At 67.8% G+C, this 22,040-nt stretch carries 22 protein-coding genes; 3 read left to right on the forward strand and 19 right to left on the reverse strand.

The genetic code is table 11. The features are described 5' to 3' along the window. Positions 1-19 precede the first annotated feature (19 nt). The 19 genes from OU996_RS14500 to OU996_RS14590 form a co-directional block, all read right to left on the reverse strand. Positions 20-820 (reverse strand): MBL fold metallo-hydrolase, encoded by an 801-nt coding sequence (locus OU996_RS14500; protein ID WP_267582316.1) that lies wholly within the window; start codon positions 818-820, stop codon positions 20-22. A gap of 22 nt (positions 821-842) precedes the next feature. Beyond that, positions 843-1,616 (reverse strand): TatD family hydrolase, encoded by a 774-nt coding sequence (locus OU996_RS14505; RefSeq protein WP_267582317.1) that lies wholly within the window; start codon positions 1,614-1,616, stop codon positions 843-845. Next, the gene (gene metG, locus OU996_RS14510; RefSeq protein WP_267582318.1) at positions 1,613-3,169 is read right to left on the reverse strand and encodes a methionine--tRNA ligase; all 1,557 of its coding nucleotides are present in this window, start codon (positions 3,167-3,169) and stop codon (positions 1,613-1,615) included. The genes OU996_RS14505 and metG overlap by 4 nt, the downstream gene beginning before the upstream one ends. 37 nt (positions 3,170-3,206) lie before the next feature. Beyond that, a complete protein-coding gene (locus OU996_RS14515; RefSeq protein ID WP_267582319.1) occupies positions 3,207-4,241 on the reverse strand; it encodes a DNA polymerase III subunit delta' in 1,035 nt (344 codons plus the stop codon). Then, positions 4,238-4,960, reverse strand: a complete 723-nt coding sequence (tmk, locus tag OU996_RS14520; protein WP_267582320.1) for a dTMP kinase — start codon at positions 4,958-4,960, stop codon at positions 4,238-4,240. The genes OU996_RS14515 and tmk overlap by 4 nt, the downstream gene beginning before the upstream one ends. A gap of 1 nt (position 4,961) precedes the next feature. Next, positions 4,962-6,203 (reverse strand): D-alanyl-D-alanine carboxypeptidase family protein, encoded by a 1,242-nt coding sequence (locus tag OU996_RS14525; RefSeq protein WP_420712766.1) that lies wholly within the window; start codon positions 6,201-6,203, stop codon positions 4,962-4,964. Between the two features lie 71 nt (positions 6,204-6,274). Next, a complete protein-coding gene (locus OU996_RS14530; protein ID WP_420712635.1) occupies positions 6,275-7,363 on the reverse strand; it encodes a septal ring lytic transglycosylase RlpA family protein in 1,089 nt (362 codons plus the stop codon). A 300-nt stretch (positions 7,364-7,663) separates the two neighbouring features. Continuing rightward, positions 7,664-8,647, reverse strand: coding sequence for a YncE family protein (locus OU996_RS14535; protein WP_267582322.1), 984 nt, complete (start codon positions 8,645-8,647; stop codon positions 7,664-7,666). Next, positions 8,644-9,204, reverse strand: coding sequence for an SRPBCC family protein (locus OU996_RS14540; protein ID WP_420712636.1), 561 nt, complete (start codon positions 9,202-9,204; stop codon positions 8,644-8,646). Before OU996_RS14540 ends, OU996_RS14535 begins: the two co-directional genes overlap by 4 nt. Before the next feature lie 14 nt (positions 9,205-9,218). Continuing rightward, the gene (locus tag OU996_RS14545) at positions 9,219-10,181 is read right to left on the reverse strand and encodes a VWA domain-containing protein (RefSeq protein WP_267582323.1); all 963 of its coding nucleotides are present in this window, start codon (positions 10,179-10,181) and stop codon (positions 9,219-9,221) included. Next, on the reverse strand, positions 10,178-10,738 hold the full coding sequence (locus tag OU996_RS14550) for a hypothetical protein (protein WP_267582324.1): 561 nt from the start codon (positions 10,736-10,738) through the stop codon (positions 10,178-10,180). The genes OU996_RS14545 and OU996_RS14550 overlap by 4 nt, the downstream gene beginning before the upstream one ends. Next, the gene (locus OU996_RS14555; RefSeq protein ID WP_267582325.1) at positions 10,735-11,829 is read right to left on the reverse strand and encodes a vWA domain-containing protein; all 1,095 of its coding nucleotides are present in this window, start codon (positions 11,827-11,829) and stop codon (positions 10,735-10,737) included. The genes OU996_RS14550 and OU996_RS14555 overlap by 4 nt, the downstream gene beginning before the upstream one ends. After that, complete coding sequence (locus tag OU996_RS14560; protein WP_267582326.1) at positions 11,826-12,821, reverse strand: nonribosomal peptide synthetase MxaA; 996 nt, start codon at positions 12,819-12,821, stop codon at positions 11,826-11,828. The genes OU996_RS14555 and OU996_RS14560 overlap by 4 nt, the downstream gene beginning before the upstream one ends. After that, positions 12,822-13,682: a DUF58 domain-containing protein gene (locus tag OU996_RS14565; protein ID WP_267582327.1), complete on the reverse strand. Its 861-nt coding sequence runs from the start codon at positions 13,680-13,682 to the stop codon at positions 12,822-12,824. Continuing rightward, positions 13,679-14,710: an AAA family ATPase gene (locus tag OU996_RS14570; protein ID WP_267582328.1), complete on the reverse strand. Its 1,032-nt coding sequence runs from the start codon at positions 14,708-14,710 to the stop codon at positions 13,679-13,681. Before OU996_RS14570 ends, OU996_RS14565 begins: the two co-directional genes overlap by 4 nt. Positions 14,711-14,933: 223 nt before the next feature. Then, positions 14,934-15,251, reverse strand: a complete 318-nt coding sequence (locus OU996_RS14575; protein ID WP_267582329.1) for a methanol dehydrogenase [cytochrome c] subunit — start codon at positions 15,249-15,251, stop codon at positions 14,934-14,936. Positions 15,252-15,307: 56 nt separating this feature from the next. Then, complete coding sequence (gene moxG, locus OU996_RS14580) at positions 15,308-15,886, reverse strand: cytochrome c(L), periplasmic (RefSeq protein ID WP_267582330.1); 579 nt, start codon at positions 15,884-15,886, stop codon at positions 15,308-15,310. A gap of 74 nt (positions 15,887-15,960) precedes the next feature. Next, positions 15,961-16,866: a methanol oxidation system protein MoxJ gene (gene moxJ / locus OU996_RS14585; RefSeq protein ID WP_267582331.1), complete on the reverse strand. Its 906-nt coding sequence runs from the start codon at positions 16,864-16,866 to the stop codon at positions 15,961-15,963. A gap of 124 nt (positions 16,867-16,990) precedes the next feature. Beyond that, entirely contained in the window at positions 16,991-18,895 is a 1,905-nt protein-coding gene (locus OU996_RS14590) for a methanol/ethanol family PQQ-dependent dehydrogenase (protein ID WP_267582332.1), read from the reverse strand. A gap of 444 nt (positions 18,896-19,339) precedes the next feature. Here OU996_RS14590 and OU996_RS14595 point away from each other — a divergent pair, with 444 nt between their 5' ends. From OU996_RS14595 to OU996_RS14605, 3 genes are read left to right on the forward strand one after another with little or no spacing between them, the layout of a single operon-like run. Next, positions 19,340-19,930, forward strand: coding sequence for a hypothetical protein (locus tag OU996_RS14595; RefSeq protein ID WP_267582333.1), 591 nt, complete (start codon positions 19,340-19,342; stop codon positions 19,928-19,930). Next, positions 19,927-21,372 carry an ATP-binding protein gene (locus OU996_RS14600; RefSeq protein ID WP_267582334.1) on the forward strand — a complete coding sequence of 482 codons (1,446 nt, stop codon included), beginning with the start codon at positions 19,927-19,929 and terminating at the stop codon, positions 21,370-21,372. Before OU996_RS14595 ends, OU996_RS14600 begins: the two co-directional genes overlap by 4 nt. Continuing rightward, complete coding sequence (locus tag OU996_RS14605; RefSeq protein ID WP_267582335.1) at positions 21,369-22,028, forward strand: response regulator transcription factor; 660 nt, start codon at positions 21,369-21,371, stop codon at positions 22,026-22,028. Before OU996_RS14600 ends, OU996_RS14605 begins: the two co-directional genes overlap by 4 nt. Positions 22,029-22,040: the final 12 nt, after the last annotated feature.

A 22,040-nucleotide genomic window follows, 5' to 3' on the forward strand; every position in this document is an offset into this window, starting at 1 on the left:
AGACGTCCGTAAGTCTCTGTCAGATCGTGATTTTCATGCCGTCATAGGCGGCGGTTACCCCATCCGGCAGCTCGTTCATCAGCGTGCGGTAGTCGAGGTCAGTGTGCATGTTGGTGAGGATCGCCCGACGCGGCTTGATACGGGCGATCCATTCCAGAGCCTCGCCCAGCGAGAAATGTGTCGGGTGCGGCCGCGGTCGAAGCGCGTCGACGATCCACACGTCGAGGTTCGCCAGGAACGGTAGGCTTTCTTCCGGCAGGTCGTGCAGGTCACTCGAATAAGCGAGGCCACCAATGCGGAAGCCGTAGGAGATGATGTTGCCGTGGAACTGGCGGAACGCGGTCGCATCCACGGGGCCGCCCGGCCCCTCGGCCCGGATCGTGTCGCCGTGGCCGTAGCGGTGCTCGTTGAGGATTGGCGGGTAATCGCTGCCCGGTGGCGTCTCGAAGCAGTAGCCGAAACGCTGATGCATGATGACGGAGGTTTCCGCGTCAAGCCACACATCCATCCGCCGGCGGTGCTGGATGGTGAGCGGGCGCACATCATCGATGCCGTGCGTGTGGTCGGCGTGCTCATGGGTGATGAGAATACCGTCCAGCCGATCAATGTCGGCGTCGAGCAGCTGCTCGCGCAGATCCGGTGAGGTGTCGATGAGAACGCGGGTCGGCGAGGCGCTGTCGGCGCCGAACCGCTCCACCAGCATGGAGCAACGGCGGCGGCGGTTGCGGGGCTCATTGGGATCGCAGACGCCCCACCCCTGCCCCACGCGCGGCACCCCGCCCGAGGAGCCGCAGCCGAGGATCGTGAAGGTCAGCGCCATGGCGGATGGATGATCCCGTGGTTCAGGAGGCCCGTGCGAACAGGCGGAAGAAATTGGCGGTCGTCTGCTCGGCAATGGCTTCCGGCGTCACGCCCCGGGCCTCCGCCAGTATACGGGCGGTCTCGACGACATAGGAAGGCTCGTTGCGCTTTCCACGCCAGGGATTGGGCGCGAGATAGGGCGCGTCGGTTTCCACCAGGATGCGGTCCGGTGGCAAGGCGCGGGCGATGTCGCGCAGCGGCGCGCCGGTCTTGAAGGTCAGGATGCCGGAGAAGGACACATAACCGCCCAGCGCGACCGCCCGGCTGGCCAGTTCCGGCCCCGCCGTGAAGCAGTGCAGGACGAAGCCGAAGGCGCCTTTGGCGGTTTCCTCTTCGAGGATGGCGGCAACGTCGTCATCCGCCTCGCGGGCGTGAATGACCAGCGGTAGGCCGGTGCGGCGGGCGGCCTCGATGTGCAGCCGGAAGCCATGGGCCTGTGCCTCGCGCGGCGCGGTATCATAGTGATAGTCGAGACCGGCTTCGCCGATGGCGACGACCTTCGGGTGATCGGCCTCGCGCAGGAGCTCGTCGAGCGTGACGTCCTGCTCCTCGGCCGCATTGTGCGGGTGCGTGCCGACCGAGCAGAACACATCCTCGAAGCGCTCGGCGATCGCCCTCACCTCACCGGAACGACGCACGCGCGTGCCGATGGTGACGAGACGTCCGACACCGGCCGCACGAGCCCGCGCGACGACCTGATCGAGCTCCGCCGCGAAATCCGGGAAGTCGAGATGGCAATGGCTGTCGACGATCATGCCCCGGCTGACGCCTCGGGCTCGACATAGCGCGGGAACACCGGCACCGGCGCGGGAAGCATCGTGCCGCCCGCAAGACGCCCGGCCGCGCCGAGGCTGGCGAAGCTACGGGCGTCCGCCGGCACCGCCAGCACATCCAGCAGCTTGCCGGCGCTCACCGGAATGAAGGGTTGGGCGAGCAGCGCGACCTGGCGCACGACCTCGGCCGTGGTCCAGAGCACCGTTCCGAAGCGTTCGGGATCCGTCTTGCGCAGCTCCCACGGAGCGGCCGCCGCGAAGTAGCGGTTGGCATCGGCCACAACGGTCCAGATCGCCGCGAGCGCCTGGTGGATCTGCTGGCCTTCCATCGCTTCGCGCACCTTGGCGCCCATGGCGTCGGCGCTGGCGAGGATCGTGGCGTCGTCGTCCGACAGAGGGCCGGCCGCCGGCAACTGTCCGCCGAGATTCTTGGCGATCATCGACAGAGAGCGCTGCGCGAGATTGCCGAGATCATTGGCGAGGTCGGCATTGGTCCGCGCGACGATGGCCTCATGGCTGTAGGAGCCGTCCTGGCCGAAGGGGATCTCGCGCAGCAGGAAATAGCGCAGCGCGTCCACGCCATAGGCGTTGGCGAGGTCGAAGGGGTCGATGACGTTGCCGACCGACTTCGACATCTTCTCCCCGCGATTATGGATGAAGCCGTGGGCGAAGACGGTCTTGGGCGGCTCCAGTCCGGCGGAAAGCAGGAAGGCCGGCCAGTAGACAGCGTGGAAGCGGATAATGTCCTTGCCGATGATGTGCAGATCGGCCGGCCAGAAGCGCTTGAAGCTCTCCGCCTGCGTGTCGGGATAGCCGACGCCAGTGATGTAGTTGGTGAGGGCGTCGACCCACACATACATCACATGCGCCTCGTCACCGGGCACCGGGATGCCCCATGAGAAGGTGGTGCGGCTGATCGAGAGATCCTGGAGCCCGCCCTTGACGAAGCTAACCACCTCGTTGCGGCGGCTCTCCGGGCGGATGAAGTCCGGGTGCGCCTCGTAATAGGCCAGCAGCCGCTCCTGAAAAGCGGAGAGGCGGAAGAAATAGCTCTTCTCCTCGGTCCACTCGACCGGGGTGCCCTGCGGCCCAAGGCGGACGCCGTCGGTGTTCACCGTCGTCTCATCCTCGGCGTAATAGGCTTCGTCCCGCACCGAGTACCAGCCGGAATAGGCGTCGAGATAGATGTCCCCCGCATCGACCATGCGCTGCCATATCGCCTGCGACGAGGCGATATGGTCATCGTCCGTGGTGCGGATGAAGCGGTCGTAATCGACGCCGAGCAGCGCATCCATCTGCTGGAAGCGCGTCGCATTCTTCGTCGCCCACTCGAATGGCGTCAGGCCCTGCTTCTCGGCCGTCTGCGCCATTTTGAGGCCGTGCTCGTCCGTGCCGGTGAGGAAGTAGACCTCGTAGCCGTCCAGCTTCTTGAAACGGGCCAGCGCGTCGGACGCTATCTTCTCATAGGCATGGCCGATATGCGGCGAGCCATTGGGATAGTCGATGGCCGTGGTGATGTAGAAGGCGGGTTTCACGCGGTCACTTCCTGCGGAAAAACCGGCTGCGGCTCGCTCAGGGCCGCACGGCCTCGTCGAGCGTCGCGAAGATCCGGAAGACGAGTGTTTTACGATCGAGATTATAGGTATCCGCGTCGATCGCAGCGCGGCGAACCTTCTCCCACACCTCCGGCAGGCGTGCAAGGCGCAGGCTGGGTCGCTGGCGCCGTCCGGTGGCATGATCGGACACCCAAGCCTCTACGGTGCCAACAAAATTCTCGAATGCCCCTCCCCGGTCGCCCTGGAGCCGCTCACCGAGCGCGTGCAAAGCCTTCGGGTCGACGGAGGGCAGCGAATCCAGAAGCTGTGACGTGGCCTTACGGACCTCCAGTCCATCGCCCGAGAGCAGCGCCAGCGCTTCCTGCACGCTGCCACCGGATGCCTCCGCGGCATCCTCGAAGCGTGCGCGATCAAGCCCCGGCATCGACACGCTCAGCGCCTCCAGTGCTGCCACTACTTCGGCCGTTTCCAGCGCGCGCAGATGCACCATTCGGCAGCGCGAGCGGATGGTGGGCAGCAGGCGGCCGGGCGCGTGGCTGACCAGAAGGAATAGGGAGCGCGAGGGCGGCTCTTCCAGCGTCTTCAGCAGAGCGTTAGCGCCCTGGGCATTCATCTCGTCGAGCGTATCGACGATGCACACGCGCCAGCCTCCGAGCGCGGCGGTCGAGCCGAAGAAACTGCGCACCCGGCGCACGGTCTCGGCCGGGATCATCGTCGGCAGCTTGCCGGAATCGTTGGGCGTGCGGCGAAGCACCAGAAGATCGGGGTGGGAGAGCGCGCTGACCTGCCGCGCGGCGGGGTTGGCAGCATCCACCGCCAGCGAATGCGCCGGCGCGGCCCCGCCCGAGAGCACGAAGCGCGCGACGCGATAGGCGAGGGTCGCCTTGCCCACCCCCTCCGGGCCGCCAAGCAGCAGCGCGTGCGGCAGGCGCCCGGCATCCCAGGCTTCGCGAATGCTCGCCTGCGCCTCGGCATGGCCGATGAGGTGATGCGTGTCGCGCGGTGTGGGCGCCGTGCCGAAACGGTCAGCTTCCAGGATTGGATCGCTCATGTTGAGACCCGGCGCTGGCGTGGCTTGCTGCCGTTCGGCGGGACCAAGCGGTCTTCGACCACGCGCCAGATCGCCTCCGCAACGTGGTCAGGCGGCTCGCTGGCGTCGATCACCACGCAGCGGGCAGGTTCGCGCGCCGCGATGGCGAGGAAGCTGTCGCGCAGGGTGCGGTGAAAGGTGATGCTCTCGCTCTCGAAACGGTCAGCACCGGCACCAGAACGGGCGGCGGCGCGGGCGAGGCCTTGCTCGGCGGGTAGATCGAGGATCAGCGTCAGATCAGGGCGCGTAGCGCCTACCGTGACGCGCTCCAGCGACTCGATCAGTTCCGCTGCGACGCGGCCGCTCGCGCCCTGATAGGCGCGGGTTGAGTCGGCGAAGCGGTCGGATAATACCCACATGCCTTGCGCAAGGGCCGGCCGGATCGTTGAATCGAGGTGATCGGCCCGCGCGGCGGCGAAAAGGGCGGTTTCCGCGAGGGGGCCGAGCGGCTTGGCAGCACCGGCGAGCAGCACATGGCGGATGGCTTCGGCGCCCGGCGAGCCACCCGGCTCACGGGTTACCACCACCGGGATACCGAGTTCACCAAGGCGGGCGGCGAGCCGGCGCACCTGCGTGGATTTGCCGGCGCCCTCCCCGCCCTCGAAGGTGATGAAGCGTCCGTGCCCGGCGGATGGTCTCGCCCGGCGTCCGGCCGCTGCCTCTGGTGCGCGCGTCGGCATATCAACTGGTCAGCTTTACCTTGCGCATCACTTCGTCATAGCCCTGCCGAAGCAGGCCAACCATGAGTTCATACGCGCCATCGAGCGCGCGGCGCCAGAGGGGGCCGGCCTCGATCGTCTCGGCGGCATAGAGCGGCACCTCAAGCGACACCTGGTCGCCGCGTGTGACTTCCAGCCGGGCGATTTTCGCGCCCTTCTCGACCGGCGCCTGGATCGGCCCCTCGTAACGGATGCGCGCCGCAATGCGCTCGTCGCCATTGCGCGGCACCAACACCTTGATCGGCCCCTCGCCGACCAGCGGAACGTTGCCCGTGAGCCCGCCATAAAGGGTGGCATCGCCCACCGTCTCGCCCTGGGCGAATAGCAGCCGCGACTCGAAGGAGCGGAACCCCCATTCGAGCAGTTTGCGGGCATCCTCGGCGCGTTCCTTGTCGGTCTTGGCGCCCATGATGACCACGATCAGCCGCTGGCCATCCTGCACCGCGGAGCCCACGAGATTGAAACCGGACTCCTTCAGATAGCCCGTCATGAAACCGTCCGCACCGAGGCTCATGCCGAGCAGCGGGTTGCGGTTGTTCTGGCGGATCTTGCTCCAGGTGAAGTCCGGTTCGCTGTAGATCTTGTAGAGGTCCGGGTAGCTGCGGATGATGTGGGCGGCGATGCGCGAAAGGTCGCGCGGCGTGGTCTTCTGGTCGGGATCCGACAGGCCGTTTGGGTTGTGAAAGCTGGATGCGGTCAGCCCGAGGCGCCTGGCCTCATCGTTCATCTTCACGGAGAAGGCGAGTTCGTTGCCGGCGATCGCTTCGGCGAGAATAATTGCTGCGTCATTGCCGGAGGGTATGATAGCACCCCGCATCAGGTCACTGACCTTGATGGAGCTGTTCAGCGCCGCGAACATCGTCGCGCCGCCCGAGGGAGCCCCGCCCCGGCGCCAGGCATATTCGCTGACTTTGAACTCGGCGTCCGGCGACAGTCGGCCCTCGGAGACCTCGCGAAACACCACGGCCATGGTCATGAGCTTGGCGAGGCTGGCCGGATAGTTCTGGGTATCGGCGGCCTTCTCAAACAGCACGGTGCCGCTGTCGAAATCGACCAGAATCGCCTGCGGCGAGGCAATAGTTGGGGCCTGCTGCGCCATGGCGGGCATGACGCCGACGATCAGCGCCTCGCAGAGCAGCAGAAGGCACAGGGCAAGACCAGAGCCGGAGGGCCGGGACATCCGTAGCGCGCGTGCCATGCTCATTTCTCTCCCGTGTCGGGCAGAGTTAGCAGCCGGCCACGCGGTCGGCAACGCTCGCGCGGCTGACCTTATGATCAGTAGAGGCCGCGACCGGTGCTGACCGGGGTGGGGGCATAGCCAAGCGCCGGCTGAGCGCCGACCATCCACCCGGGCGGCGGGCCATCGGCCTCGGCCACGACAGGGGCGGCGATGGGCGCAGGGCGGGCCGGCGCCGGCTGAGCCGCGGCGAACTGAACCTTGCGCTGAGGCTGCGGCGCGGCTGCCACGGGAGCTGCCGTGCGCGGCGGGATCGCCTGCGGTGCGGCGACGGCGACACGCGGCTGAACCTGCGGCTGCGGCTTGGCCGCGACGCGAACCGGAGCGACCACGGGCTCTTCCTCAAGCGCTTCCGCAACCTGCTGGTCGGGAACGTCGCCGAGATCGAACGGACGGGCCGGCGGCAGCGGCACATTGGCGGCCACAGTCGTCGTCGAAGCCGTGCGCATCGGGACCGGAGCGGCCGAGGCAAACATCGTGTTCGGCGCCGGGGCATTGCCATTCTGGCGCAGCGTGGCGGCGAGCTGAATATCGTCGGAGCCTTCGAGCGGCGCGCGGCCGACATACTCGACCTTCACCCGCGCCGTGCCGCGACCCTTGAAGCCGAGCAGATCAGCGGCGCGCTGCGAGAGGTCGATGACTCGGTTGCCATGATAGGGGCCGCGATCATTCACGCGCACCACCATCGACCGGCCATTGTCCTTGTTGGTCACGCGGACATAGGACGGCATGGGCAGCGTGGGATGCGCCGCCGCGATCGAGTGCATGTCGTAGATTTCGCCATTGGCCGTGAGGCGACCATGGAAGTCGTCACCATACCAGGATGCCAGACCTTCTGCCTTGTACGTGCTTGGCTCCTGCGGGACATAGGTCTTGCCGGCCACCACATAGGGCTTGCCGACGCGGTAGGCTCCGCCGCCCTTGGGTACGGGCTGACCCATGGCGATGACGCGCGGGCTGGCGGAGACGCCATATTTCGGATCGATCCGGCTCGACAGCTTTTCGGAGCCGCTGCAGTTGGCGACCATCAGGCCCACGCCGCACAGGGCGACGAGACGACCGATGCCGACGATGCGCTGGCGCGCCGGCGAACCGGCGGAGCTGGCAAGAGTTGGATTCGTCCCCATTCACCCGACCGTTTGTGAGCGCCCTGCCCCTGCGTCGTGCTCGACGCGTGAAGCTTGGCGCACCTCACCCGAAATCGCTGGAAGTCTAGCCTGCGATCCCACTCCTGTCTGCCAAGAGGCGGGGGGAGTGAGGCAAAAATGGGGCGCACATTACATTATGGTAAAGGAAGGGTTTTCGGCCGTGTTGGCGGAATTTCCGTTCCTTGCCAAGATGTTAACGCCGTGGTGCGCGGTCTCTATGTACCTACGTTGTGCCGAAAACAGCCGGCCTGCAAGGGGTTTCCGGGGCTGATCCACGCCTCATTGCGGGCCCGTCTGGCGCGGCGCTACCGCCAGCAAGCGCGGGCCGGGAGGTAATTTGATGACGCTCCTGCAGCCGCTGCCGGGGATGTCCGGAACGATACACAAGGCATCATCGGCCCACAGCGCGACAGCGAAAAGCCCGCCGCCGACGTTCAGCACCCCTTCGGGATACTCGCCGATCCTCTCCTCGCTGTGCACCGTGCCGGTGCCGGCCTCCAGCCAGGCGAGCTTGCCGCTCTGCTGGTTGGTGACGACCACGCGGGCGCCATCGCTGGAGACGGCGACGCCATAGGGCATCAACCCGACGCGCGGGCGGGCGATCTCCCGACCATTCGGAATCTCCAGCACCGACAAGTCGTTACTGCGGACATTGGCGACATAGAGCCTGCGCCCGTCCGGCGACAGGGCCAGCGCGAACGGGGCCGTCCCGGTTGGCCATGTCGCGACGCGGCGCATCTGGGCGAGATCCACCACGCTGACCGTGTGGCTTTCCCTGTCGGCCACATAGGCGTGCGCGCCATCCTGGTCGAGCACGACGCCGGCGGGCGATCGGCCGACGGTAACCCGGCCCAACTCGGCGCCGGTCGCAGCATCGAGCTGGATCAGGGCATCACCGCTCCAGTCCGTGACAAGGAGGCTCTCATCACGCGAATCCAGCGCAATTCCAAAGGGTTCACGCCCGATCCTGTAGCGCGCCGTCACCGCGGGCGCTGTGAGATCCACCCGCGACACCTGGCCGAGATCAGGGTGCGTGACATAAGCGGTCCGGCCATCGCGCGTCACGGCGATGCCGGCGGGCACCTTGTCGAGCGCGATCTCGCCCACCACCCGGCCCGCCACCGGATCAACCAGCGTGAGCCGCCCCGCCTGCTGCGACACCACAGCGAGCAATGGCGGCTCTTCCGCCCTCGCGGATGGCGGCGCCAGCAGAATGGCCGCGAGCATAAGTACGATGAGGGCGCGGCCTGCGCGGCGCGTCATTTCCCCTCGACCTTCGCCTTCAGCCCTTTGAGGCCCTGCGTGATGTAGTCGTTCATCGCGGCGACGGCGGCCTCATCGTTGAGGTTCTCCGGCGGTTCATTGGTGGTGTCCGCGCGGTAGAAGCGCGCGCTCCAGGCCACCTCGCTGCCCCCCGACGCCGGTTTCACCTCGATGGTCGAGGTGTAGAAGCTTACCGGCAGCGCCTCGACATTCTCCGTCGAGAGGCGGTAGGCGAGGCGCATGGCGGTCGCGTCCGCCTCGTCAAGCCCCTCGGTTATCTCGCCTTTTTCCAGCTTGAGCACGCGCCCGGTCCCATCGCTCGTGGCGGTCGCCTTCTTCACCAGCGGATGCCAGCCGGAGATCCCTGCGAGGTCCAGAAGCACCTTCCACACGGCCGCGGGTGGCGCGGCGATCAGGATGGTCTCGTCCGCCTTCTGGGGGGTCGGGCCATGCGCGGCGAGCGGCATCAGGCCGGCCAGCAGGACGGCGGCAGCGGCAAGAAGCGGGAGGGCGAGACGCGGGAGGCCGAGACGGGGAAAGCCGGGGCGTTGGTTCATCAGCATGTCCTTCTTCAGGCAGGTAAGCGATCGGGACGCCGGCTCTTGAGCGCAGCGACAACGAAGAGGGCGACGAGCAAAGTGAGGGCGAGCGCGGCGGGTAGCGGAGAGGTGGCGACGGGCACCGCGACAAGCCGCGGACGGGTGGTCGCCAGAACCGCGTCGGCCATCTGGGCCGGGCTCTCCAGAGGAAAGAACGCAAGCGAGGTCTGCGCAGCAAGCACTTGCAGGTGCTCGGCTTTCATCGAGCTCAGATGCTCGGTGCCGCCCGCCGCCTCGGCTCCCCAGGGGGCGTTGCGCGGGTTGTAGCCGGCGCGGCTCGGGGCATCCTCCGGCGGCGGGCCCATGCGGTTTTCCTGCGGCACGTCGGCCTCGTCGTAAAAGCCGATCTCGCGCCCGTCCTCGTTATATTTGGGGATCGGCACGGGCTCGGAGCCGCCGACGCCTACCAGCACGCCTCGCGTGTCTCCGGCGCCGTCGAACGGTGGCATGGCACCTCCCGCTAGTGGCGGTGCTTCCTGTCCGTCTGTGAGGAAGACGAGGTCGGCATTGACCGAGGCGGCGAGGGTGAGTGCGGCGTGCACGCCGCGCGCGACATAGCTGTCGCCTTCCCACGCCATGCGCCAGTCGAGCGCGGCGATGGCGCCATCGATGGCGGCGAAGTTCTCGCAGACCTCGGCGGGTTCGAAGAGCAGGAAGCTGCGCCGCTCGGTGAAGATGCCGAGGCCGAGGCGGGACTGACAGGGCAAGGCGGCGAGCAGCCCCTGCCCCGCCCGCCGCGCGGCGGCAAGCCGCGCCAAGCCGTTGACATCCCTGACATTCATGCTGCCGGTGACGTCGATCACCAGCAGCACGTCGCGGGCTTCGCGCTGGCGGATCACGGTCGGCGCGACGAGGGCGGCGAGGCTCGCCAGCAGCGCGGCGGCGAGGGTGAGACGGCGCGCGTCGCCATACAGGTATTTTAGCACCTGTCTCATGGTAGCCCCTTCGGGATGCCCGGCAGGTCGGTCCAGAGCTTCTTGGCCGCCTCGGGCGGGATCTCCTCGCCGTCCATGTCGAGCTGGGGAAAATCGCGCACCAGCCGCATGGCGATGTCGAGATTGAACTTGGCGTCCCAGAAATCCGGCTGGATCACCAGCGCGTCGCGGTAATTCTGCTTGGCGAGGCGGACGAGCGGTGTCGCCGGATCGATGCGGTTCACGCCGAGATGCTCGATGGCGAGGCGCAGCCTTGCATTGCCGATGGTGAACAGCGCGGCGGCGGCGAGACGGCGATCCTCGTTATGGATCAACTGGTTGGCGAGCGGCTGCGCCTCCTCCAGCCGGTCGCGCCGGGTGAGAAAGGCGAGCCGTGCGAAGATCAGCGGGGCGGGATCCTGCGCGCTGGTGGCGATATCCTGCCCGGCCATGAGGGCGGCGATGAAGGCGTTGTCGCGCCGCTCCAGATGCAGCCGCGCGGCGAAATAAGTGATCGCCGCGAGCCCGAGGGCGAGGAGCAGCGTGCCGGCGGCGAGGGTGAGGCGCCCTGCCCTCATGCGGCTCTCCTGTCATCGCTGAGGTGTTTTGTTACCTCTGTCCGGTTCGCCGGCGCGGCTGCGGGGCCGTGATGGCGGCGGAGCGGGCGTTCGGCGCATTTCGCCAGCAGGATCAGGAAGATGCCGGCCGCCGCCACGCTGAAGGCGGTGCGCGCGAGGTCGCGCCGGGGGATGCGCTCGACATAGGTGAGCGGGCGCGTCTCCTGCCGGTTGATCTCGGCGATGGCCTGACCCACCGCCTGCGGGCTGGTCGCCTCGAAAGCCCGGTAGGGCACGCCAAGGCTTTGAAGAAACAGGTGAAGATGCCGCTCGGGGTTCGCCTGTGGCGTGTCCTCGCCGGGCGGCGGCACCTCGAAAATGCCCTTGGCGCCGCGTGAGCGCAGGAACAGCCAGTATAAATGTACCGGCGTGCGCGCGACCGCGTCGCGCAGGGCGTCCTGCACCCGGCGGTCGATCAGGGCGGCGCCGTCGGAGACCAGCAGGATGGCGCGGGAGGCTTCGGCGGTGTCGTCGGCGAAGGCGGAGAGGGCAAGCGCCAGCCCGCGCCCGACATTGGTGAAGGCGAGGCCCGGACGGTCGATGGCGTCGATGGCGGCCTGGACGACCTGGTGATGGTCGGTCAGCGGCAGAACCGGCATGGGCGAGGTCGAGAAGGCGGCGACGCCGATGCGGTCATGCGGCCGGCCAGCGACGAACTCGCCCAGCAAGTGCTTGGCAGCGCTGGATTTTGACTGTTCGTCGCCGCTGGGGGCGCGGTCGGCGAAATTGTTGTCCATGCTGGAGGAGCGGTCGAGCAGCAGCACGAGATGTGCCCCCGTTCCCTCCCTGATTACCGTCTGCTCGCGCCGATGCAGGCCGGCGAGCCCGACCACCAGCGCCAGGATCGCCAGCGCCCCGGCGAGCTTCAGCGCGATGCCGAGAGCGCGCGAGATGGGGTCCGGCGGGATCAGGCCCGTCGTCGGAATTCCCTGCCGGTTGAAGACGTTAGCGAGGAAGGGCAGCAGCGCCAGTGCCGCGAGGGCCAGCACCCAGGGGTAATCGACGCCCCAGCTCCGGGTGATCGGATCGGCAATATGATACCACGCGCTCATGCCGAGCCCCGCTCGATGGCGCGCAGCCGGCCGGCGAGGGCGGCGAGCTCCGACGGCGGAAAAATCCGTTGGGCATCAAGCACATCACCACCGAAGAAGGCACGGCGCGAGGCCTCGAACAGCCGGCGGATTTCGGCTTCCGCGACCCGGAAAGCGGCATGACCGGCGAAAAACCCCGGCAGATCCTCCGCGAATACCCCCTGCCCGGCCGTCATATCGAAGGCGCGATGGAGCGCCTGAAGGGCGGCTTCATAGCTGGATGATGAGTGCAGTGAGGTGGACGATGAGGCCGGTGTGTCCGGCAAAACCGGCCCGCGCGTGGCCAGTGAGTGCGATCTGTCGCGCCGCGGGTCCATCGCGGCGCGGACCTGACGGGCGGCGCGGGCGAAGGGCCGGCCGCGCCGCTGGCCGAAGGTGCCCCACCCCATCTGCCAGGCGATGAGCAGCAGGCCGGCGAGCGCGGCCACCCCGCCCCCGATGAGTCCCCGGATGGTCCCTGTCGTCGGGATCGGGCGCGGGGCGATGTCCGGGCGCAGCGTCATCACCGCCCCCTGCTCGGTCGAGACGATTTCGCGCAGCGGCGACATCAGGAAGGACCACGGGGGCACGGCGACCGGCACGCGGCGTTCGCCGTCGCGGGCATAGAGGGTGAAGCCGGGGATCTCCAGCCGCTTGGGCTCCAGCGCGGCGTAGAAGCTCTGATAGGTGAGTTCCAGCCGGTAGCGCTGGACGCCATCGCTCATCCCCTCGTCGCGCAGATCGACGGCACGCAGGTCGAGCCAGTAATCGACCGGGCGCGGCTGGGGCAGCGAGGCCGGCTCCAGCGTGAACGGCGCGTCGAGCGCGATCTCCACCGTATGGCGGATCGTGTCGCCTATGAGATAGCCGAAGGGGCGCGGGGCGTAGAGCTCGACCGAGCGCAGCTGCGCCATCGCCGGGCCGGCGAGCGCCGTCAGCAGCAGCAGCGGGAGGAGCGCGCGCCAGAACCGCATCTAGCCCTCCATCAGCCGGCGGGTCAGCGCCTCGACATCGAGCCGGTCGCGCAGCGCGAAGGGGCGCAGGCCGCGCCGGGCGAAGGTCGTGTCCAGCGCGGCGCGGCGGGCCTGTTCGGCGGCGATCCAGCGCTGGCGCAGGCGCGGGCGCATGAAGACGAGGCGCGCCGCCCCGGTCTCGAGATCCGCCGTCTCGATGAAGCCCCAGCGCGGCAACTCGTTCTCCAGCGTCGCCTCGCTCACCACCACCGGCACCACGTCGTGCCGCCACAGCGCGTCGAGCAGCGTATCGAGCGCGGTCGCGGGCATGAGAAAGTCGGAGATGAGAAACACCAGCGCCCGCCGGCCGGGCAGCAGCGCGGCGGCTTCCAGCAGGCCGTCGCAGCCGGTCCCCTGCGGGCGGGCACCCGCGAGCAGGGCGGCGACCTCGCTCTCCAGCCCGCGCCTTCGGGCGAAGGGCAGCATCACGTCCTCGCGCAGGCGGCTATCGGCGCCGAACAGGCCGAAACTGTCGCCGCTGCGCACGACGGAGAGCGCGATCAGGCTGGCGAATTCCGCGACGCGCCCCGCCACCGCCGCGCCGAAGCGCATGGAACCGGACAGGTCCACCAGCGTCGCCACCGGCACGGCGCGGCGGGGCGAGAACTGGCGCACATGCAGATGGCCATGCGGGTCGCGCAGCGAGACTCGCAAATCGATGCGGCGTGGGTCCGGCTGGCGCAGCAGGTCGACATGGCGGCGGAACTCGCCCTCCGCCCCCTCCCCGCGGCCGGGATGCGCGCCGGGCAGCACGCCCTCGGGCCGCCAGCGCAGGCGATAGGCGATGGGCTGGGGCGTGAGGCTGTCGTCGCCGCCAGTCACGGTGCGGGCACCCGCGCGAACACGCCGGCGATGAGATCGCCGACCACCCGCTCGCGGCGCAGCTCATAGACCGGGTCGATGAAGATGCGGTGCGCCATGACCTCGGGAAACACGGCGCGCAGATCCTCCGGCACCACCATGTCGCGGCCTTCCAGCCAGGCGCGCACGCGGGCGGCGCGCAAGAGGTAGCTCATGCCGCGCGGGCTGGCCCCGCCCTGCACGAGGCGGCGGATGTCGACGCCGTCGATCTCCAGCCCCAGCGTTTCGGGAAAGCGCACCGCGTCCCACAGCGCCAGCACATAGGCCTCCAGCGCCGGGCTGGAGCGGATGCCGGACTGGATGGCGCGGGCCACCGTTTCCAGCGCCTCCGGGTCGAGCACGCCGGTCTCCACCTCGGTGAGCAGCGTGTCGACGTTGTGGAAGCGCGGGTCGAAGATGAGCTGGCGCTTGGCTTCGGCCTCGGCGGGCATGCCGACCTGCACCTCCATGAGGAAGCGGTCGCGGGCGGCGGCGGGCAGCTCGAAGGTCTCCTCCCGCTCCACCTTGTTGCGGTCGGCGAAGACCTGGACATGGGGAAAGCGGTATTCGCGGTTGAAGGCGGAGACCGAGCGCTCGGCCATCAACCGGAGCATCAGCGAATGCACCTGCGGACGGGCGCGGTTGATCTCGTTGAAGAAGAACACCGAGAGATGCTCGCCCTGGCGCAGCAGCGGGCCGGGGTCGATGCGCGGGCGGCCATCCTCGCCGAGATGGGCGTGGTAGATGAGATCGGCCGGCATCAGGTCGATCGTGCCCTCGATGCGCTCGAAGGCGCCGCCAATGGCGCGGGCAACGGCGCGCAGCAGCGTGGTCTTGCCGACGCCGACATCGCCTTCCAGCAGCACATGGCCGCGGGCGAAGGTGGCGATGGTGATGAGGCGGATGACGCGCGCCTGCCCCAGCACCACCTTGCCGACCTCGCGCTCGAAGCGCAGGGCATGGCCGCGCCAGTCCTCCAGCACGGAGTCGGTGTCGCGAACGATACGCATCGCACGGCCTTTCCAGAGGTCCGGAGCCCGTGGCCCGCCGCAGCGCGCGGTGGCGCCGCCGGGCCGTCCCGGAAAAGAGGCGCGGCCCACGCGCCGGGCGAACCCGAGCGACGTCGGCCGCGCCAGTGACCCACAAGCCGGACGGTATGCCCGGAGGATCGCGGGGCAGACGGAGAAATCTGTCTGCCCACGGGTGGGTTCGAGAAAGCGAAGGCAGAGCGGGTCAGTTCGCCGTGGGGATCTTGCTCACGTCGTAGACGAACTTGCCGGTCTGCTCGAAATACTTCACGCGCTGGGCGTTGCGCTGCTCCATCGCCTGGATGGACTGCTGCTGCTTGTTCAGCTCCTTGGGGTCGTGCTTGGGATCATATTTCGACCCCTGCACCTGCGCGGGATAGCCAGGCTTGGGCTCCCAGCAATTGCCGGGCGCCTTGCAGTTGGTGCCGTCATAGGCGCTGGCGCCCACCACCATGGCGAGGCCGAAGGCGCCGGCAGCGGCGGCGAGGATGGAGAATTTCACGCTGCGGTCGATGAGGCTCATGTTCCGTCTCCTTGGGTTTCCACCGTTGGGGCTTGTTTCCACCTTGAATGCCGGCGTTATCCCGCCGGTCCGCCGCACTGGGGAAGCAGCTCTTCGGCTGGCTCGATGTGCGCGGCGTTCTCGTTGAAGGGCTTGAACGTGCTGCGCTGCTCGGCGGTCAGCCAGGTCGCGCTCTGCGGGTCGCCCTTGTAGACATGCCGGACCCAGGCCATGACGAGCAGCATCTCGTTCATGTTCAGCGCGCCATACATCGGACCCATCTGGCCCTGTGCGCCGCCGAAAATGGTCTCGAACAGGCCCTGGTCGGTCTCGTTCTTCGGGTAGGTCCAGTAGCTGTCGTTCAGCCCCGGCCCGATCTTGCCCTCGGCATAATGGCCATGGCAGCCCGAGCACATGGACAGGAACAGCTCATGCGCCTTGGGCAGGCAGACCGCTTTCTCGTTGTAGATGTTGGTGCCGGTTGCGAGGAACGTCTTGACCGCCTCGGTGTCGCGGCCTTCCTCGGGAGCTTCGGAAAGCTCGAGGGGAGCACCGGTGACCGTGTTGGTCAGCATGATGGCGGCATGGGCACCCCAGGCCAGGGTGCCGACGGTAACAAGCGCCGCTGCCGTCTTCAGAAAAGATGTCGTTCGCATCGGACCCTTTCACGGGTGAGTGTCGGGGGCGTCCCGGGCGCCGGGCGGGGCGCGCCGGGACGGCCGGAAGTGACTCAGCTATTGGGCTTGAGGAGCGGAATGCCTTCCTCGACGAGGATCGCTTCGATCTGCGGCCGCGCCGTATCCAGCGCGGCGTTCAGCTCGTCGCGCAGCGCCGTGTCCGCCTTGCGCACGCCGATCGCCTGATCGTAATGCATGGGGATGGGCGTGTCGTTCGGGCGGTCGAGATCGTTGGAGATCACCGTCATGCGCAGCGCGGTGGGCGACTGCTTGACGTAGCGGGCCACCTCGGGGGCGAAGGCTATGCCGACATCGGCCTCCCCGCTCGCCACCTCGGTGACGATGCGGTCGCCGGGCACCTGCGTCCACTGGTTGCGGCGCGACTTGAAGTTGACCAGCGAATACATGTAGGCGGCATTGTCCTCGAAGCGGCCAATGCGCTTCAGCATGGTCTCGGCCGGCGAGTAGAAGCGCACGGCGAACCGGCTCTGGTCCTTGATCTGCTGGTCATCCCAGGCGGTCGCGGTGATGTTGCGGTCCGCCTTGGTCACCAGCACATAGCCGGTGCGGTAATAGGGCTTGGTGGCGAGCACGCGCTCGTCGCCGACATCGACGCCCATGACGACGTCGCAATTGTTCTTGTCGAGCTGGTCGCGCACCAGATAGATGCCCGCCTGCTCGGTGCGCACGAAGACCGGCTTGCGGCCCATGGCCTGCGCCAGCGCCAGGGCGATGCGGTCCTCGAAGCCGGAATTGTCCTTCTCGGAGAACGGCGCCTCGGCATTGGAGGCGCAGATGCGCAGTTCCTTTGCGGCCGGCGTCGCCGGCGGCGTGCCGACCTTGGCGTCGGTCTGCGGGGCGACGGTGGCGGCACCCGCGGCGGTGGCGAGGCCGATGAGGGCAGCGCCGGCGGCGAAAGTGCTAAGCCGGCTTAGTATCGTGCGTCGGGGCGCAATCATGACGTGTCCTCCGGGGCCGAAGCCGGCGGCGCGCGGCCGGCCGGACGGGCTGACGATGTGTCGGGAGATGGGGCCGCCCGCGTCAGGAGGCGCGCGGGCGGCCGGGCCGTGTCAGGCCGTGGGATCAGCCGCCGTTGCGGATGATCTCGGTCGAGTACTCGCCGACCTTCGGGTCGTCATAGGGGCCCTTGCCGTCGAGCGAGAACACCATCACGCCGCCACCCATCTGGGTGTAGTGCTGGAGCTGCTTGAAGGCGCCCACCGAGCCGAGGCCGGCGGTCGGGTCGTTGAGGTCGAACACCAGGCCGACACCCGGCCAGCCGCCGACGCCGTAATAGATGGCGACGTATTGCGTGCCGTTATGGGTGTAGGTCATCGGGTGGCCGATGACGCCGGAGGGAAGCTTGAACTTCCAGAGCAGCTCGCCGGTGTCGCTGTCGCGGGCCTTGATGAAGCCGTCCAGCGTTCCGTAGAACATCACGCCGCCGCCGGTGGCGAGCGTGCCGCCCCAGGCCGCGAAGCGCTCCATCACTTCCCACTTGTACTTGTTGTTGATGGCGTCATAGGCCTTCACCTGGCCCAGGCCCTCATAGGTCTGCCGGTCGCCCTTCGGCCCCGGATACATGTTCAGCGTCGCGCCGACGAAGAACTGACCGGCACGGTAGGGAAGCATGAAGGGCTCCCAGTCCATGCAGATGTGGTTGATGCCCATGAAGAACGACTTGCGCTGCGGGTCGTAGCTGTCATGGCCCTGGTTGTGGTAGCCCATGGCCGACGGGCAGATGTCGCGGCCCTTGTGGTCCATGCGCGTGCCGAATTCCGGATCACGCTGCGGCAGGCCGGTCTTCAGGTCGACCTGCTTCACCCAGTTGACCGTGTCGTCGATCTTGTCGGCCGAGACGAGGTCGCCATTGGTGCGGTCGAGCGTGTAGACGATGCCGTTGCGGTCCGGGTGGGTCAGCAGCTTGCGCATCTTGCCGGTCTTGTCCTGCTGCTCGGAGAGCATCATGACGTTGACGCCGGCATAGTCCCACTCGTCATGCGGGGTCTTCTGGTAACCGAACTTGGCCATGCCGGTGTCGGCATCGCGGCCCCAGATGGTCATGGTCCACTTGTTGTCGCCCGGACGCATGGTCTCGTTCCACGGCGCCGGGTTGCCCGAGCCGTAATAGAACAGGTTCGTGCCGGGATCGTAGGCGTACCAGCCCCAGTTGGTGCCGCCGCCGATCTTCCACGCCTCGCCTTCCCAGGTCGCCTGGCCGAGGCCCTTCTGACCGTAATGCGGGTTGGCGCTGTTGAAGTCGTTGGCGAGGCGGACTTCCTCGTCGGGGCCGGTGGCGTAGGCGCGGTACTTCTGCTGGCCGGTGGCGATGTCATAGGCGGTGACATAGCCGCGCACGCCGAGCTCGGCGCCCGAGGAACCGATCAGCACCATGTCCTTCACCACATAGGGGGCGATGGTGAGCGTCGAGCCGACCTTGATGTCGGAGTTCTCGAGCTTCCAGTACTCCTCGCCGGTGTCGGCCTTCAGCGCGACGACATTGCCGTCGAGCTGGGTCTTGATGATGAGCGGGCCGACCTTGCCATTGCCCGGCCAGTAGGCGAGGCCGCGGTTGACGACGTCGCAGCAGGCAACGGCGCGGGCCGTCGGGTTCTGCTTCGGCTTGTGCTGCCACAGGATCTTGCCGGGCTCGTTGAGCGAGACGGCAAAGGTCGTGTTCGGGAACGGCGAGTGAATGTACATCACCCCGTCGACGACCAGAGGCGTGCCTTCATGGCCGCTGAGGACGCCGGTGGAGAACGACCAGGCCGCTTTCAGGTCCTTGACGTTCTGCTTGGTGATCTGATTCGCTTCGCTGTAATTATTGGCGTCGTAGTTCTTGCCGGTCATCGGCCAGTTGTCGGTGCTCTTCGACAGCTCGACGAGCTTGTCGTTGGCGAGCGCCGGCGCGCTTGCCCCCAGGCATACCGTGGCCGCCAAAGCGGCGGCGACGGTGAGCGCGGACACCGAAGAGTGCAGTCGGCTCATGTGACTTCCTCGCGTTTCCAATTCCCAGGCCGCTCCCCATCTCCCGGCGTCGCCGGCAGTGGGGATGTCGTGCTTTCCTGACCGCCACACCCATGACCACAGCGCGTGGCGTTGGCGTTCTTCATGGGTGTTGTTTTGGTTGGTGGCAGGAATTCTTATATTTTGTTTATATTGGCGTGATTTGCAGGATCATTGTTTTCGTGAAGTGAAGTCGTGTCTTTAGGCAGTTTGGAAATTCTCGGCAGGAACTTTTCCATGGTTGCCGCGAGTTTTGCGCAAAACTGTGCGGAAGGCTTGCCGCCCGGCTTCCAAAGTGATGTCATGCCAGAGCCTTGGTGCCGTTTATCGCTGCGTCACCGCCCCCGGCCTGCCGGCGACACGGGCGCAGCAAAGCGGTCGAGATGCCCAAGCGGGGCAACGATCATAAGAAGTTTATAAGTATAGATGAACGTAAACGCGCCATTCCTTGTCCGGGCCCTGCTCGGCTCTTTGCTCGTCCTGCCGCTCGCCGGCTGTTCGGGCGAGAGCGAGCCGGAGACGCGCGAGCGCGTGGCAACGCCGGCCAGCGACGTGGTGGCCAAGCGGATCTGGCTCGACCCGGTGGACAAGATCGACCCGGCGGTCTGGCTCGCCTCCCGCGACGCCGGCCGCGATGTTGCCGCCGGATCGCCGGCGGTGGTCATTTGGCAGACACGGCTCGACGCGGCCGATGCGCGTTTCGGCGAGACCGACCGGATGATCGCCAACCGCGCGGCGCAGCTTGAGACGATGCTGGGCGAGATCGGCGTGCGCGAGAGCGCCAGCCAGATCGTCGACGCCTTCATGCCCTTTGCCGAGAAGGGCTCGCGGCGCGGCTTCAGCGACCTGTGCCAGCACTATTACAACCTCCGCAAGCAGGGCCTGTCGCAGTCCGACGCGCTGGCGACGCTGAAGGCCGAGCCCGTGCGGGCGGAGCCGGTGGCGCCGGCCGATCCCCCCTCCCCGGCGTCGCCCTCCCCCGCATCGCCCTCGCCCGCCGGCGAGGTACGGCCATGAACGCCTTCGCCCCGGATTCGTCCCGGCAGGGCGACGGCGCCACCTGGGACCGGCGCTCGCTGCGCTGGCAGGTGATGATGGCGGTGGTCGCCATCAATCTGTGCGCGGCGCTGGCGGCGATGGTGGTGACCATCGTCAATGCCCGCCGCGCCACGGAGGTGGAGATCACCTCCTCCCTCACCATCGCCGAGCGTTTCGTCGAGGAGACGCTGGAGCGCCTTGCCGACCGCGAGGGCGGCGCCGCCTCGCTGGCGCAGCTGCCGCTGCATGTGAGCGGGCTGCGCCATGTGCGCATCCATATCGAGGACGCGCAGGGCCGCGTGCTCGATGTCGACCCCGGCGCTCACGCGCCCGCGGCGGACGAGGACGCGGCCGAAAGCGAGGTTCCCGCCTGGTTCGTCGCGCTGGTGCGGGTGGCGCCCGAGGGGCGCGACATGCCGGTGGTGGAGAATGGCGCGGTGGTCGGCCATGTGCGCGTGGTCGGCGAGGCCGCCGACGAGATCGCCGAGGTCTGGCATGATACTTCCGACCTCGCCGTGCTTATGCTGGCGGTGAACATCGTCGTGCTGGTCGCGCTCTATCTCGTGCTCGGCCGGCTGCTGGCGCCGCTCAGCACGCTGGCGGGCGGGTTGAATGCGCTGGGCGAGGGGCGGTTCGGCCATCGCGTGCCGGTGCCGGATGTGCGCGAACTGGCGCTGATCGCCGAGCGGTTCAACGCGCTGGGCGCGGCGCTCAATCAGGCCCGCGACGACAATGAGCGGCTCAATGAGCGCATCATCCATGTGCAGGATGATGAGCGCCGGCAGATCGCGGCCGATCTGCATGACGAGCTCGGGCCCTGCCTGTTCGGCCTGCGGGCCAATGTCGAATCGATCCACCGGCTGGCCACCCGCGCCGAGCCGGAGCTGGCGACGCGGCTCGGCGAGCGCACGGCGACCATGGCGGAGATCCTCGACCGGGTGCAGCATCTCAACCGCCGCCTGCTGCGCAAGATCCGGCCGATGGCGCTCGGCCATGTGCCACTCGGCACGGTGATCGGCGGGTTGATCGCCGACTTTGAACGCCACTCGCCGGGGCATCGCTTCCAAATGTCCATCGAGGGCCTGGCGGAGCGCTATCCCGACAGCGTGGAACTGACGGTCTATCGTTGCATCCAGGAGGCGGTGACCAACGCGCTGCGCCATGGCGGTGCCGACAGGATTGCGATCACGCTGCGCGCGGCCGAGGATGGCCGCATGCTGGCGCTGCGGGTCGAGGATGACGGAGTCGGCATGGCGCCGGATGCCGAGCCCGGCTTCGGGCTGATCGGCATTGGCGAGCGCCTGAGCGCGCTGGGTGGCACCTGGCGCATCGCGCCGCTGTCGCCGCGCGGCACGCGGGTGGAAATGAGCGTTCCGGTGCGCGTGGGCGCCGGCGACGAAGCAAGGATTCTGGCAGGATGACGTGCGTTCTGGTGATCGACGACCACCCCATTGTGCTGCAGGGCTGCCGGCGGCTGCTGGAGGATGCGGGCGTCGAGCGCGTGCTGGAGGCGAGCTCGGTGCTGAGCGGCTACCGGCTGTTCCGCCGCGAGAAGCCCGATGTGGTCATCATCGACCTCGCTCTGCACGGCAATGGCCTGTCGGGCCTGCTGCTGGTCCAGCGCCTGCGTTCGCAGAATCCGCGCACGCCCATCCTCGTCTTCTCCATGCATGGCGACCCGGTGATCGTCAGCCGGGCGCTGGAGGCGGGCGCCACCGGCTATGTGCTGAAGGACACCTCGTCCGGCGCGCTGCTGGAGGCGTTTGAGAAGGTGCGGCGCGGCCAGCCCTATATGAGCCACGACCTCGCCATGCAGATCGCCCTGCTCGGCACGCGCCGGGAGGCGCCGCTCGCCGACATCACGCCGCGCGAATTGCAGACGCTGTCGCTGCTGGCCGAAGGCAAGGATTACAGCCACATCGCCGACGAGCTGGGCATCAGCTACAAGACGGTGGCCAATACCTGCTCGCAGCTCAAGGTGAAGCTCGGCGCGTCGAGCCTGCCGGAGCTGGTGCGCTCATCCATCCAGTATCTCTCCGCCTCGCCCTATGCCGGGGCGCCGCGCCGCGCCAGCTGAACCACCGCCGGC

The organism is Ancylobacter sp. SL191 (genome assembly GCF_026625645.1).
GTDB lineage: Bacteria > Pseudomonadota > Alphaproteobacteria > Rhizobiales > Xanthobacteraceae > Ancylobacter.

Bases quoted from the DNA above. Each gene is read 5' to 3' on its own strand.
- OU996_RS14500 (WP_267582316.1), bottom strand. From the start codon at position 820: ATGGCGCTGACCTTCACGATCCTCGGCTGCGGCTCCTCGGGCGGGGTG.
- OU996_RS14505 (WP_267582317.1), bottom strand. From the start codon at position 1,616: ATGATCGTCGACAGCCATTGCCATCTCGACTTCCCGGATTTCGCGGCG.
- OU996_RS14515 (WP_267582319.1), bottom strand. From the start codon at position 4,241: ATGAGCGATCCAATCCTGGAAGCTGACCGTTTCGGCACGGCGCCCACA.
- tmk (WP_267582320.1), bottom strand. From the start codon at position 4,960: ATGCCGACGCGCGCACCAGAGGCAGCGGCCGGACGCCGGGCGAGACCA.
- OU996_RS14525 (WP_420712766.1), bottom strand. From the start codon at position 6,203: ATGAGCATGGCACGCGCGCTACGGATGTCCCGGCCCTCCGGCTCTGGT.
- OU996_RS14530 (WP_420712635.1), bottom strand. From the start codon at position 7,363: ATGGGGACGAATCCAACTCTTGCCAGCTCCGCCGGTTCGCCGGCGCGC.
- OU996_RS14535 (WP_267582322.1), bottom strand. From the start codon at position 8,647: ATGACGCGCCGCGCAGGCCGCGCCCTCATCGTACTTATGCTCGCGGCC.
- OU996_RS14540 (WP_420712636.1), bottom strand. From the start codon at position 9,204: ATGAACCAACGCCCCGGCTTTCCCCGTCTCGGCCTCCCGCGTCTCGCC.
- OU996_RS14545 (WP_267582323.1), bottom strand. From the start codon at position 10,181: ATGAGACAGGTGCTAAAATACCTGTATGGCGACGCGCGCCGTCTCACC.
- OU996_RS14550 (WP_267582324.1), bottom strand. From the start codon at position 10,738: ATGAGGGCAGGGCGCCTCACCCTCGCCGCCGGCACGCTGCTCCTCGCC.
- OU996_RS14555 (WP_267582325.1), bottom strand. From the start codon at position 11,829: ATGAGCGCGTGGTATCATATTGCCGATCCGATCACCCGGAGCTGGGGC.
- OU996_RS14560 (WP_267582326.1), bottom strand. From the start codon at position 12,821: ATGCGGTTCTGGCGCGCGCTCCTCCCGCTGCTGCTGCTGACGGCGCTC.
- OU996_RS14570 (WP_267582328.1), bottom strand. From the start codon at position 14,710: ATGCGTATCGTTCGCGACACCGACTCCGTGCTGGAGGACTGGCGCGGC.
- OU996_RS14575 (WP_267582329.1), bottom strand. From the start codon at position 15,251: ATGAGCCTCATCGACCGCAGCGTGAAATTCTCCATCCTCGCCGCCGCT.
- moxG (WP_267582330.1), bottom strand. From the start codon at position 15,886: ATGCGAACGACATCTTTTCTGAAGACGGCAGCGGCGCTTGTTACCGTC.
- moxJ (WP_267582331.1), bottom strand. From the start codon at position 16,866: ATGATTGCGCCCCGACGCACGATACTAAGCCGGCTTAGCACTTTCGCC.
- OU996_RS14590 (WP_267582332.1), bottom strand. From the start codon at position 18,895: ATGAGCCGACTGCACTCTTCGGTGTCCGCGCTCACCGTCGCCGCCGCT.
- OU996_RS14595 (WP_267582333.1), top strand. From the start codon at position 19,340: ATGAACGTAAACGCGCCATTCCTTGTCCGGGCCCTGCTCGGCTCTTTG.
- OU996_RS14600 (WP_267582334.1), top strand. From the start codon at position 19,927: ATGAACGCCTTCGCCCCGGATTCGTCCCGGCAGGGCGACGGCGCCACC.
- OU996_RS14605 (WP_267582335.1), top strand. From the start codon at position 21,369: ATGACGTGCGTTCTGGTGATCGACGACCACCCCATTGTGCTGCAGGGC.